At 66.3% G+C, this 12,907-nt stretch carries 10 protein-coding genes; 4 read left to right on the top strand and 6 right to left on the bottom strand.

Going from position 1 to position 12,907, the window contains the following annotated elements; translation table 11 throughout:
• Window position 1: 1 nt before the first annotated feature.
• The 4 genes from ACFRMN_RS34710 to ACFRMN_RS34695 form a co-directional block, all read right to left on the bottom strand.
• Entirely contained in the window at window positions 2-484 is a 483-nt protein-coding gene (locus ACFRMN_RS34710) for a DUF6082 family protein (protein WP_383027506.1), read from the bottom strand.
• A 95-nt stretch (window positions 485-579) separates the two neighbouring features.
• A complete protein-coding gene (locus ACFRMN_RS34705) occupies window positions 580-834 on the bottom strand; it encodes a hypothetical protein (protein ID WP_383027504.1) in 255 nt (84 codons plus the stop codon).
• 130 nt (window positions 835-964) lie between these two features.
• Window positions 965-1,396 (bottom strand): hypothetical protein, encoded by a 432-nt coding sequence (locus ACFRMN_RS34700; protein WP_383027501.1) that lies wholly within the window; start codon window positions 1,394-1,396, stop codon window positions 965-967.
• Window positions 1,397-1,530: 134 nt separating this feature from the next.
• Window positions 1,531-1,932 (bottom strand): ATP-binding protein, encoded by a 402-nt coding sequence (locus tag ACFRMN_RS34695; RefSeq protein ID WP_383027607.1) that lies wholly within the window; start codon window positions 1,930-1,932, stop codon window positions 1,531-1,533.
• A gap of 246 nt (window positions 1,933-2,178) precedes the next feature.
• Here ACFRMN_RS34695 and ACFRMN_RS34690 point away from each other — a divergent pair, with 246 nt between their 5' ends.
• Entirely contained in the window at window positions 2,179-3,426 is a 1,248-nt protein-coding gene (locus ACFRMN_RS34690; protein ID WP_383027499.1) for a helix-turn-helix domain-containing protein, read from the top strand.
• Window positions 3,427-3,477: 51 nt separating this feature from the next.
• Here ACFRMN_RS34690 and cutA read toward each other — a convergent pair whose 3' ends face one another.
• Entirely contained in the window at window positions 3,478-3,804 is a 327-nt protein-coding gene (gene cutA, locus ACFRMN_RS34685; protein ID WP_383027497.1) for a divalent-cation tolerance protein CutA, read from the bottom strand.
• A gap of 473 nt (window positions 3,805-4,277) precedes the next feature.
• Between cutA and ACFRMN_RS34680 the strand changes: the two genes are divergently transcribed.
• Genes ACFRMN_RS34680 through ACFRMN_RS34670 form a run of 3 tightly spaced genes read left to right on the top strand, consistent with a single transcriptional unit; the run spans window position 4,278 to window position 11,586 of the window.
• Complete coding sequence (locus ACFRMN_RS34680) at window positions 4,278-5,456, top strand: hypothetical protein (protein WP_383027495.1); 1,179 nt, start codon at window positions 4,278-4,280, stop codon at window positions 5,454-5,456.
• Window positions 5,457-8,816, top strand: coding sequence for a hypothetical protein (locus ACFRMN_RS34675; RefSeq protein WP_383027492.1), 3,360 nt, complete (start codon window positions 5,457-5,459; stop codon window positions 8,814-8,816).
• 7 nt (window positions 8,817-8,823) lie between these two features.
• Entirely contained in the window at window positions 8,824-11,586 is a 2,763-nt protein-coding gene (locus tag ACFRMN_RS34670; protein ID WP_383027489.1) for an RNaseH domain-containing protein, read from the top strand.
• A gap of 413 nt (window positions 11,587-11,999) precedes the next feature.
• On the opposite strand, the gene ACFRMN_RS34665 is transcribed toward ACFRMN_RS34670, so the two are convergent.
• A complete protein-coding gene (locus ACFRMN_RS34665; protein WP_383027486.1) occupies window positions 12,000-12,680 on the bottom strand; it encodes a hypothetical protein in 681 nt (226 codons plus the stop codon).
• Window positions 12,681-12,907: the final 227 nt, after the last annotated feature.

The following is a 12,907-nucleotide window of genomic DNA, read 5'->3' as shown; positions in this document are numbered from 1 at the left end:
CTCAGAGGGCCGAGGCCGGGGCAAGTTCCAACTCGGGGTACTGGGACGGACCGCCGGCCTCCTCGAACGCCGCGTCGAGCAACGCCACGTGCATGCGGTCCCACCGCCCCCGGGACTGCAGAGCACGCCCATGGCGGGTCAGGGCCCACGCCTTGAGAGCCGTCGGGTCCTGCATGAAGTTCCGCGCGTTCTGCCACAGGACGGCGGGGGTGAACACCCTGAGATTGAGGCCGGTGCGCCAGAACTCAAGCCGCCACTGACACATCAGGAGCGGACCCGATTCGTCGTCCTTGACGTGATCGGGATGGTTGCGCACCCAGATCGGGGCCAAGTCCGGGTGCGTTGTGGCGACTTCGAGCATGCGGCCGTGGGCCTGGTGCACCGCCAACTCCATGGACTGGCGGTGCTGCAGGTGACGCTGGGCGATGTGTACCGCGGACGCGAGGGCGATGGTGGTGGCCAGAGTGAGAACGGGACGGTTCATCTGCGACCTTTACTCGAGGATGGATGGGACGGTGTAGGCAACCGGTGACGGCATCCGGGGCAGCGGTGGGCGCCGTCGTGCTCGCTTGAGGAAAGTCAAGCCGCGTCCGGCGGGCCGTCAGCCGAAGGCGAGACCGATCCGTTCGGCGCGGCCGGCAGGCGCGAGAGCCGGTGAAAGCGCGAGAGGTTGAAGCCACGCCCCTGAACCTCACCGGCGGGCACGGCGAAGAGGTCGATGCCCTCTTCGCTGGGTGCCGACGGGGCGGCCTCCCTGATGGCGAGGAGCGCTTCGCCCTGCTCGCGATGCGGCAGGAGGCGCGGTGCACGATCGGTGTGTCCCTCGAAAGTCATGGTCAGCCCTCGATCAGGTGTATTTGAAGGTGAAGGCGAGCACGACGCTCACGGTGGCGATCAGGGCGATCTGGGCGCTGATCTGCCGCCAGCCCCAGCCCTTCCTGTCCATCCAGCGCACTGGACGCCTTCAAGTCGGCGCGACGGGCTCCTCGGAGATCACGAGGTGGAGAAACGCCCGGCAGTGCTCGCCCAGGTGTTTGATCACGGCGTGGTACTCGTCGTCATCGGAGCTGATGGTGTGCCGGTCGAGGACGAGCACGCCGTCGGCCAAGCCCGCTCGGAGCTGCCGCTGGGCTTCCCGCCAACCAGGACGATCCCAAGGCGGCGTGTAGACGCCCTGGCTCGCACTGGATGCCGGGAAGTACGTCGTGGTCACCGGGACCGCCACATCGTGGAGCCGGGCGGCGATCGCGTAACCGAGCTGGTCGGCCTCAGCCTGCAGCGTCCCCCAGTCCTCGTCAGGTCGGGCCCTCGGACTCGGTACCAAGCTGTACGCCAGCACGCGCAGCGGCTGATCGGCCTGCGCGTCGACGACCTGTCGGTAGAAGTGCTCACGCAAGCCTCGGAGTTGGCCAGCTCGGGACTGACGCTTCACTCGGGGAGAGGTGCGAGCCCATCTCGGGCGGTCATGGCCAGCAGTCGGCGCCCCACCGCCCGTGTGCTTCTCTCGCCCCCGGTCAAAGGCAACGAGGCTCAACACGTCGGCTCCGTGCTTGACTGCGTTGTGCGGCGACATGGGGGTGCCTCCGTGAGAGTGGGGATGACCGCGTATGTCGTTCGGCCGCCGTCCGCGACACCCCACCGAAGCGACAGGCAGGCGACGAGGTGCAGCCCTCGACCACCGAGGCTGGCGGCACTTGCACGTCGTCGCCTCGCCGGTGCGGTGCTGTCGTCGGTGACTCGGATTCGAAGCTCGTGGTCGTCGTGTCGCAGTCGCAATCGGACATCCCCGGAACCGTGGATGATCGCGTTGGACACCAACTCCGAGACGACGAGCCGGGCGTCCTCTGCCGGCGTCTCCGGCAACGACCAGTGCCTCAGCACGGTGGCCGTGGTTCTTCGTGCTTGAGCGACGTGCACATCTACCGGCTCCATGGCCATCTCGAAGACTTGAGAGGCCAGCGGACACCGAGCGGTCGCGGCGCCGACGACGTGGGCGCCACCGTCGTCGCCCCCAGGTCGGGGTGGCGTTGCTGTCCGGTGCGTGGTCATGCCCATATCGCACCGTGGCTGCGCGATTCGGAACAGGGGAAACCGGAGGGGGGAAATCTTTGTCAAGGGGGAAAATCAGGGGGGAGTTGAAGGAGTATTGGCTTTCTCCCACGGATAGGGGTCAGACTCATGGCAGTGGATCCATTTGCCGAGCTGCTCCGTCACCTGCGGCGTAACGCGAATCGGACGCAGGACGAGCAGGCCGGTGCGATCAACGCCGCTTCCGGCCGGGCAACGATGACCCGCCGAGAGGTGAACCGGTACGAGAACGGTGCCAACGTTCCGACGGACCACACCCTGGGGAACATCGCTTTGGCCTGTGGCGTCCCGCTGGAGCCGCTGCTGCGCGAGGCGAAAGCCGCCCGCGCCAGGCGGCAAGAGAAGAACAAGGCCGAGGCGGAGGACCTGGACGACGTGAAACGCCGAACGCTGTTGGGAGGCGCAGTCATCGGTGCGGCTGCGGCGGCCGAGCCGTGGGGCCGGCTGGCCTACGCACTCAGCAAGGGTTCCAAGATCGACCCTGAGTCCGCGGGGGTGCTTATCGATCATGCGGCCCGGTTGCACGTGGACGAGCTGAACGAGAGCGCGCTCAGCCTGCAGTCTCGGGTCGAGGCGCACTTGGACGCGATCACCGCAGCCCTTCCCCGCGCCGGATCCCACGAGCGAGCCCTGACCATCGCGGCGGGGGAGACCGCTGCTCTTGCTGGATGGGTTGCCTGGGACCTCGGCGAGCACGACAAGGCCACTTCCTATTACGAAGTGACCTCGGAGTGCGCGAAGAAGGCTGGACACCCCCCGCTGCGCGCCCTCGCTCTGGGCTACGCGAGCTACGGTGCCCCCAGCCCTGCGAAGGCGCTGGAGATGCTTTCGCAGGCAGCTCAAGACGTACGCGGACGTGGCAATGCAACCGCCGCAGCGTGGGCCCTGGGCCGGTACGCAGAGGAGGCCGCTCAATCAGGCGATGACGCCGGCGCCCTTCGTGCTCTCGACCAGGCCAAGTTCGCCTATGACTTCGCCGACCATACGAGCGAGCAGGCGTGGGTCCGCTTCGTGACGCCGTACCGCATGGACTCGTTAACCCTCTCGGTCTACGGCGAACTCAAGCGTCAGGAGCTGACCGCCACGGCCGACTCCGCAGTCGAGCGCCTCGGCGGTGAACTACCCGAGTCCGGTGTGGTCGTCCTGGGTGACCTGGCGTCCGCCCTTCTGCGCGGCGGTGACGTAGATCGCGGGGCCTACGTAGCGCACCAGTTCGCCGCAGCGGCGGAGTCGAAGCCCAACACCATGGGCCGGCAGCGGGCTCAGGCCATCGCTGCCGGGCTCCCCGACACTGACCATGACCTGGCCAGCCACCTGCTGACGTTCGCGACGCTGTGAAGCGTCGAAGCGCACAGGCTCGGTGAGAGCGAGGCGCCGTAGTGAGGGCCTTTACCCTGGGCGCGTCTCGTCGACGACCCAGGACAGGTACGCCTCCGACCCTCCGGTTACAGGCAGCGTGACCCACTGGGGGACGTCGTACGGGTGCCTCTCGTGCAGCCATGCCTCTAGCGCGGGGAGGCGATCCGACGACGTCATGTAGGAGATCCGCCACTCCTGAGCCGCCTCGACCTTCCCCTGCCACCAGTAGAAGGCGGTGATGGGCGCATCAATGTGGACGCCCGCCGCCAGTTTGCTCTCAACAGCGCCTCTGGCGAGGGTCTTCGCCTGCTCCTCGTCGTCACTCGTCGTCTGCGCGATCACGATCTCGGCGTCCATGCGGCTACCTCTCCAGCTCGGGTACCGCGACCCTACCCAGATGTCCGACGCAGCTCGCGGGTTGGCTTCGCTCATGAGTGGTTCTGCTCCCCCTGCAGGTAGCAGTACGTGGACGGCGGCTCGGGGGCATGGCGAGCCCGTTGGTAGCTGAGGCCTCGGGAGTCCGACTACCACTCCGGACTCGCCGACGCAGGAAGTCCACGGAGCTCATGATGACGCGCTGCTGTGTGGCGTAGTCACGAATGTGCTACGTCAACGTCGGCAATCGGCTGAGCGCACCGTTCGGGTGATGAGCGAAGGCTAGTCGTGACATTCACGTGGGGCACGGGAGTGCTCGCCCATGGGGGGGGGTTCGGCACTGCGAACCGGGGAGGAGTTCGTCCTCCACGTGGTCGGAGGTGTCGATCACAGTGGCTACTATCCGTCGCGACAAAAGGTCACCGAGGGGACAGATCATGCCTGTTAGGAGCGTAGTGACGGACGTGTCGCGTGCGGCGCGCTTGACGCAGGTGTCGGCTGATCTGCCGGACGACTACATGACGGTGCAGCTGCTCGCAGCTGGACTCGCGCGAATTCAGACGGACCAGCTCGGCGCGATGTGGAGTACGCCGTCACTGAGCACTCAGTCTGTGGGGCTTCCTGTGGCGTGGAATGCCGGGGTGAAACGGCTGTGGTGGCGCGCGCTGGAGAGCGGCATGGCTCAACCAATCACCCATATGGAGGTGTTCGCCTGGTGCACGCGACCGCTCGGGCAGTGGCCACTCGCTCTCGACATCACCGAAAGCGATAGAGGCCTCCTGCTGGTGGACGACGGCAGGCCCTCCGCCTTCGCGGACGAGGCCGCCCGGTTGGCCATGTCCAAGGACCCCGAGGCCGAACTGGTCGAGAACCGCTCCTTCGACCTGCTCATGACCACAGCGGACCGCAACGCCAATTGCGAAGAGCAGGTCCAGAAGAACTATGTCGAGCTGCGCGGCTTCCTGATCGACAAGCCGATTGCGTCCGACCTCGACCTGGCCTCCCTCATCCGGCGCTTCCCCGCCAAGAACACTCATGGTCAGCCGTGGGTGAAGGAGTGGTTCCTGCACGGCTATCAACATCGCCCCGCGTCAGGGCCGACAGTGCTGGATGTGTGCGACAAGTGCGGTAACCCGCTGCCCAGCAGGCGAGGGCGTTGCGGCACTCCGGGGTGCAGGGGATCGGCCACGCAGTGGACCGTCGAGGCGATGTCCGAGCTGTATGTCCAGCGGCAGGCCGTACGCCGCTTCTTCCATGACCCAGGCTTGGCGGAACGCCGGGTCCTCGACGCAACAGGGTCCGCGCTGGGGCAGCGCATGCACCCGTGGTGGGGCATGGACGCCGTGGACGTGGCCTACGACTTCGATGGCACGGACCACATGGGCACGGGAGAGTGGTGGGCCGCTGACGTGAAGGATCACGCGAGCGCCACGCTGCTGGGAAGGTATTTCCGCTGGGATCCGCGTGCTGACGCGCGTCGCCGGTTCCTGGTGATCGCCCAGCACCGGTTCGAGACACGGGGCTACGTCGATGACCTGAGAGATGCCATGGACGGACGTGTTCGTGGTGTCGAGGTCGTCGGCGAGGACAACTTCATCGCTGCGGTACTTCGGCACGCGTCGGAGCGTGACTGAATGGCTCGTGACATCACGGCGTGGAACGACCCGCTGGTGAAGGAGGCCGACGACACGGGGCTGACCCCGTTGATGCAGCCGCTTACAGCCCTTGAGTTCTTCCGTGTGGAATTGGGCCTGCACTTCCTGACCAAGTACATGCCCGGCCAGTCGGCAACGGTGTTGCGCAAGGTCCTGGACGGCTATCTCAGCGCGGGCCCAGACACCGCCCCGCTCGTGCGCAACCTCCGCCGCCGAATGGGACCCACAGCTCGGGGCGGCGAGTGGAAGGTGCGCCTGAACGACTACTGCAAACTGCCCGCTCACTTGCGGAAGTTCGAGCTGGATAACCCGGACTCGCGCCGAGTAGTACACGGCAGCGCCTTCCGCCCACGCGGCAGCGCCGTGCTGCCCGGCAGGGTCAAGGCATATCAGGACGCACTGCATGATCCCGTGCCGTACGAGATGCGGCCAGCGCGTGAGCCGGCTCGGGCCGGCTCGGCCCTTTGGTTCAAGCGTCACAACGACAAGAAGGAGCGCCTGCGGGTACCCGACTGGGTGGCCGTAGCGACAAAGCCGCCGCTCTTGCAGCCCAAGGAGCGACGTACCCGGACCCCCTTCCTTCCGGTGACCGACGATGACATGAAGCAGGCGGCCAAGGAGATGGACCGCCTGCTGGAAGACGATCCGCGCTATCGAGGCGAGAACTTCTCCGGTCGCCTGGAGAACATGGTCTTCGCGAGTACGGATCCGGAGGCTGGTGAACTCCGCGACGGGCTCGGGGTGTTCGGAATCGACGGCGTTGCACATGTCGTCGGCCTAATGAACTCCGGCAAGACCACCTTCAACGACATCCTCGTGAAGATCTCCGTCGACCGGGGCCTGAAAGTGGGCTACCTCGTCTCATCGGTCGGCGACGCGCTGGCAAAGGTGCGCTTCTTCCGCGCCCTCGGGATCCGGGCGGTCCCGCTCATCGGCAGCTCCACACGCGATGAACACCTGGCGCGTTACTGGGATGACGTGCTGTACGTCAGCGAGGGAGGAGACGTCGCCCCATTGCCGTCGCAGACGGACGCTACCTCGCCGTTCACCACGGACCTGTGCCCCCTGGAGATGCTTCTGGAGTCCTCCGGTCCTGTTGCCGAACCGCTGGCACTGGAAGACCGGCCGTGCCGGAACTCGCTGCGTGTCGTCGGCGCGACGAAGCGAAAGGAGCGAGTGGACTGCCCGCTGCTGTCGGTGTGTCCCTCGCAGATCGCTTCGTGCGAAGTGCCCGACGCCCAGGTGTGGGTCACCACGCCCGCCGCCCTGCTGGCCAGCGGAGCGGAGCCCTCGGCGTATGCCGCCCGCTGGATCACTGCGGCTCAGCACGAACTCGACCTTCTGGTGGTTGACGAGGCCGACCGGGTCATGACGCAGTTCGACAAAAAGTTCCTGCATCACGAACCGCTGACTCAGCCGGACGGATGGAGCAGTCGCATCGCCGTGGCCTGGCACGAGGGGCTCGCCACCACCTGGTACAGGCCCATGGCACACAAGCATGGGCAGCGGTTTCAGCAATACGCGACCTATCACTCTCAAGCCCTTGCGGGCCTGCTGCCCTTGCTGATGCTGCCCGCCGGGGACACGCCGGAGGCCAAAAGGGCTGCTGAGGAGGCCCTGGCTCAGACCGTCGACGACGGTCCGTTCAGCGGACACACTCTGCTGACCCGACTGGCCCGCCTCCTGCACGGCATCGCGGACCGTGCCGAGCGCGAGGAGGACGCCGACAGGTGGGAAGCCGCCGAGCAGTACTTCGACAAGTACTTCGTCGCGCTGACCGCAGGACCGTTCGACGCCCCACCCAGCCATATCGCTGAACTGATCGACACCATGACGGCCGGGTACGCCGCCGAGCGGACAGCCCAGGAAGTTGCCGAAGAGTGGCTCACACGGCACGCACCGCCTCCGATTCCCGACAGACCATCTTCCTGCCGAACCGAACTGGCGCACCTGCTCATCGCCGGCATCTGGGCCGCGCGCGTGACCACCTCGTATTTCGAGCTCTCCGCCATGCAGGAAACCTTGCGAGAGGTGATGCCACTCGCCATGGGCGGAAGTGCCCTGACGCATCAGCCACACGCCGAACTACGCGCCCTTGTGCCAGAGTTGCCGATGGGCAACATGATGGCGTTGCAGTGGACCCCCAGCCGCAAAGGCAGCGGCGGCTCCCTGGACGTACTGTGGCTGCGCGGTGTGGGCCGCTGGCTGCTATACCACCTGCACGACATGCTCGCCTGCGAAGGAGTCGAAGGCCCCCATGTCCTGCTCACGTCCGCGACCAGCTATGACCCGTACTCGGCGCGCTATCACATCGACATCCTCCCCTCACTGATCCTGCGCGAGCCCGAGCAGTGCGCAGAGGCACTGAGAACCAGCCGACTGCTGTATCGGCCGCGCCGGCGTCCCGGCCACGAAAGAGGCGTGCGCGTCTCGGGAGCAGGGGGGCGCGAAGCTCGGCAGAACGCGGTGCGGACGATGACCGACGCAGTCTGCACCCCGGACCCCGGTGCCACCCTTTCGCTTCTTGAGCAGGCGCTCCAGAGTGCTGATGAAGACCGACGCAAGGCGCTGTTCGTGGTCCTCAGCACGCAGGACGCCGAAACCAGCGCCCACTACATGAACACCCGCACCAGCGTGACCGCCTGCCATGTGGTCCCGGACAGCCGTGCACCGGGCCCCTACGGCCTCGCCCACCGACGCATCGCCGAATTCCCCACCCTCCAGGCCACCGTGATGGCGGCGGCCGAAGGCTCCGTGGGCCGTGCACACAACATGCTCAACGCCCGCGGCGTCGCTGCCGTCTCCGTCATCTTCTACCTCGCCCGCCTGCACCCGCCGCCAGACGACCTGTCCTTCCCCCTGGCCGTGCTCAATTCCCAGGCTATGGCCCGTCTGCTCGACCCCATCTGCTGCGACGTACCCGGCACCGACCCGACCCAGGAAGTCCGCACGCTCACCCGCCGGGCCTACGCGACCTGGGGCGGAATGATGGGCCGCCCTCTGACCTTCCGCACCATGCCCACCGAAGAACTGCGCCAGGCCTTCGTCGCGGACCAGTTCCACTCCTTCTACCAGACCACCGGCCGCGGCATCCGCGGCAACGTACCCGTCCGCGTTTACCTGCTGGACGCCGCTTTCGCACCCCGCGCTGCTGACCCCCGCGACTCGGCCCTCGATACCGACCGCACCAGCATCCTGATCGCAGGCCGGGCATTGGTACGCGAGCTTCTCGCTGACCCGGGCCCCAGGGCGGACGCCCAGACCCGCGTCAAGCACGCGATCCACACCACCGTGTGGGGGCTGCTCGGAAACCTCCTTGAGAACATCGACTGGGGATGAAAAACCTGTGACCAGCACCGGCAACGAGTCCAAGAAGCCGTCACCACCACCCCGCTACAACAACACCATTCCTCCGGTCTTCTCGGCCCTCCCCGGGCAGAAGCTCGCACTCGACTTCTACACGGCCGCCTTCCCCCGCGAAATCCTCCCCCGCCTCCAGCGCGCCTGGGACAGTAACCCCAAGTCTCGCTCGCGCTACCTTCCGACGCGTGGGTTGCGTGAACTCGTGGAGTGCGTCGGCGCGGGCATCCTCGCAGTCGGCGACGACCTGAGCGCTGACGCCTGGCTCTACGCCCTGTGTCCGCCCCAGAACCAACTGGCTCTGCAAATCGCCCTGGAGACCTGGATCACCACCGAGGTCGCACCCCACCAAAGCGACGTCGACTGGCCCTCCTGCATCAAAGCGGCCTTCCCTCTGGAATGGTCCCCCACGACACTCGACCTGCTGGGACACGGCAAAGCACCCAACGACACAGCGCGGCCCCGCCCCCATGTCTACCGACTCCTCGCGTCCTACCTGGCCACCCGATGGATCGAGAAGAAGTGGGTGCTCCCCGGGCACAAGCAGAACGAGACCACCGTCCTTGGCACCATCGGAGACCGCGGTCAACGCAGTGTCTACCTCTGGCCACCCCGCGAACTGACCGATGACGGTGCGTTCGGCCTGTGGACCCACCAGACCACGTTCCGCGTCACAACGATGCCGCACGACGACCGGCTCCTCATCCGGGCAACCCCGCACATCACCCGCTTCGGCGGCACCATGCCCGTCTACCTACCGCGACGCAGTCCCGACAAACCACCCACCGCCACCGTGCTGCTCCACGTACCCGGTGGCGTACTCAGCGGCCTGGAGTACCCCCAATTCCTCCGGGCACCTGTCGTGGCCACCGGCCGCGCAGATGAGATGACATGGCGCTGGACCCCCGGGATCGCCCGGATGCTGCCCTCCCTCCCCACCTCCCACCTCTACCCGGACCCGAACGCCGTCCGAGAAGACCCGCGGGCCTACAACGGCCTCGGCCGCGATGACAGGACGAAGAGGGATCCCGTCGCCCTTCTCCTGCACACCACGGGCTACACCTATCTTCTGGACGAACCGGACGGCGAAACCGGACGTAAGTCCGCCGGCCACCCCGCCGAGACGGGCCTCCAGCCGATCGACCACCTCCTCCTGTTCGAACAACTGAAGGAAACCCTGCCCGGACTGCACCTTGAACCGGTCGATTCCATCGGTAAGATCCCGCAGCGCCGTGCACCTCGGCTCGAACCCGCCGCCCCCGGCGCCGTGTACCGCCTGGAGCTGGGACACACCGCCCCCGGTACGTACGAAGCCGTACATCTGGCCCTGACCGGCCTGCTCGGCTACACCCATGCTGACCACCGGAGTGAGACCGGACGCGACGTTCACGTCTATCGCGGTGCCACCGAAGTCCATCTGCGCCTGTACAACCCTGACACTCTGGTATCCGGAACACCCTGGCCGACCGAAAAATCGTCGGAAGAACGCAGCGAGGCCCGGCGTCAGCACCGCGCGGAAAGGATTCGCGCACTGCGCGAGGCACTCCCCGACGAGGCACAACTGATCGGTGCGCTCATGGAGATCGGTAAACCGGCCTCGTTCTCAGCGGCACACCAAGACGACCCCAAGCCTCTGCTCAAGAAGGTCCTTCCAACGCTTGGCCGGCACGTCCAATGTCTGCACCCCGTCACCCGGACGGCCAACCCGGACGCGAAGAAGGACGGGGGCAAGCCCTTCCAGAACTCCCAGATCCGCCGTGACGACGTCGAGCGCGCCGCCTCCGCCGTGCGCGACATCCTCCGGTCCGTCGGACACTTGCCGCAACTACCTCGCCCACGAGGCGTCACCGGCTCCTTCGAACTCACCGCCGTGCACCTGGCCCGATCACGCGGAGGCCTCGTACCCCTCCTGCTCCGCGCAAACACAGACGGCATGGTTACCGCCCAACTGGTTCCCACCATCAGCCATCTGAACGAAGCCCCCATGCCACTGGTCGACTTGCCCAAGGCCTTGGTCGAGGGACGAGGCCGCGTCCGCGCTCGGGACCGAGCCCAACTGGCTGATTTCCTCACCCAAGCCCTCGCGCTCGACAGCACCGCGGACCGACTCCTGATTGCACGCGCTCAGACCCTGCGCAACAGAGAGATCTGGTCGTGGCTGCAGAACGACCACATCGCCCCGGATGCCCTCGTCCTCCCGGGTATCGACTGCAGCTCGGCAGAATCAGTCAGTCGGCGCACGCCGACGGATCTGCCAGGCTTGCGCATTGTCCGCATCAACGACGACTCCGATGAGATCCCTCTCATCTTCGGAATGAATCCGTTGGAGAATTCGGATGCCGAGAGCGCTGACGCCCCCGCTCAAGGCGCTGTCGTCTCCGGCGAGAACCCGCCGGACCAGCCTGAGACGCCGAGCCCGGACAACGTGCTCCCATATGAATGGGGCCGATACTCCGGATTGATCCCCTGGAACGATCGCACCTATCTCGCCGTCAACCCCCGCCCGGACACCCACCAGCTGTCCAAATCCGTCTCCAAATACCTCGGAGACGACCGCGACGTCACCCGCCACGGAGCCAACCCAAGGTCGTTGGAAATCCATATCTCCTTCCAGCAGCCCACCGACAACACCGCCGACCTGGCCGCCTACGTGAACGGGCTGCGCCGTTGCCACCTGCACACCGCAACACCAACCCGGCTGCCCTACCTGCTGCACTTGGCGCGGCTCATGGAGGAGTACATCGAGTGACCGCGTAGAGCTTCGAGGCCGCTCGGGGCCTCCAGAATGTTGCGGAGTAACCCCGGGGGGTGTCGCTCTCCACATCGACCTCTAGGTCAGCAGTCAGAACGGCGTGCTTAAGGCGAACGACGGGGCTCAAATCCTGGTTGAGAAGGGGGCGCCGTCGACCAGGACGGCGTAGGGGTAGATGCGAGTGATGCGCCTCTTTCGGCGGAATCGGCCCACAGCGTTTGGGCCGCCATATCGCGAAAACGCCGAGCGCGCGAACCTATTCCAGATTTGTGGGATTCAGCGCCCCTGACGGACGTCCCCTCAAGAGCTGTCGAAGTGCCGCCGCCTGTGGCGGCCACACTGAGCCCAGTTGGTGCCGAGCGAGGGGACCCCTCCACCCGAGCAAGAGCGAGCGCTATGCGCCCGCGCCTTCACTCTTCGTACAAGTCCTCCCAGCGAAGCTCTTCTGAGCCAGCGGCCTCCGCCTCGGCCATCTGGTCGGCGACTTCCCTGCGGATCGCCAACGTGTCCGCAAGCGACCAGGCCGAGCCGCTTCCAAAGGGCAGCACCCGGTCGTGGGGCTGGTGCAATTCCTCGCCTTCCAAGCTACGGCGACAAGCTCGGCACTGCCAGGGGCGGCGCAGAGTGATCCACTGTCTGAGCCCGCACCAGGGGCACAACGCGAAGTACGCGCTGGGCCCGTGCGCGGCGGCCCAACTGGCGTAGCCCGACCGGCTGCGTGCCACGTTGATGTCGCCGTGGGTGCGCTCCGAGACCCAGCCGAGAAGGACCATCTCGCCACCGGGCCACGCGCAGACGCAGGGACCGTCGCACCGGCAGGCGCGCGCCTTGCCCAGTTCGACAGCCTTTTCCCTGCGGGGAGTGGCCGGCCCCTTGACCTCAAGCCATGTGCCGATCTCGGGCAGCCAGAAATCCGGCAGGTAATGCACCCCTGACGGCAAGGTGATTTGCTCGGGTTCGTACTGCCAGAGGATGCTTTGGGCGTCGAGGGTGTGGGCCCAGTCGGCTTCGAGACGAGAACGGAAGGTAGTACCGCTGTACACCGTCGGTACGGCTTCGATGGGCTGGCCCTCTTCAGGGAGGTCCGTCACGGCGTCTCCGTTCTGGGTCAGTTCTGCGCTGCCCCGCAGTTTGACCGCTAACCTAGCGCTTTCATGAAGCGAGCTGACCACGGGTGGCCACGTAGGCGAGATATGCCTCCGAACAGCAAGAATATGGCTTCTCTAGTGTCTTGTGATTCTGTTTGTGGAACCTGAGGCGTCCGTGGTCGTTGAGTCGGGTATGGATCTTTCCTCTGAACAGATGGCTGAGCTGCGGG

The sequence above is a fragment of the Streptomyces sp. NPDC056835 genome, assembly GCF_042789485.1.
GTDB lineage: Bacteria > Actinomycetota > Actinomycetes > Streptomycetales > Streptomycetaceae > Streptomyces.
Note: the sequence above shows the minus strand (reverse complement) of the source record. Positions and strands in the feature narration are given on the sequence as shown.

Coding starts and splice junctions, on each gene's coding strand:
- ACFRMN_RS34710 (WP_383027506.1), bottom strand. CDS start 484: ATGAACCGTCCCGTTCTCACTCTGGCCACCACCATCGCCCTCGCGTCC.
- ACFRMN_RS34705 (WP_383027504.1), bottom strand. CDS start 834: ATGACTTTCGAGGGACACACCGATCGTGCACCGCGCCTCCTGCCGCAT.
- ACFRMN_RS34695 (WP_383027607.1), bottom strand. CDS start 1,932: ATGGAGCCGGTAGATGTGCACGTCGCTCAAGCACGAAGAACCACGGCC.
- ACFRMN_RS34690 (WP_383027499.1), top strand. CDS start 2,179: ATGGCAGTGGATCCATTTGCCGAGCTGCTCCGTCACCTGCGGCGTAAC.
- cutA (WP_383027497.1), bottom strand. CDS start 3,804: ATGGACGCCGAGATCGTGATCGCGCAGACGACGAGTGACGACGAGGAG.
- ACFRMN_RS34675 (WP_383027492.1), top strand. CDS start 5,457: ATGGCTCGTGACATCACGGCGTGGAACGACCCGCTGGTGAAGGAGGCC.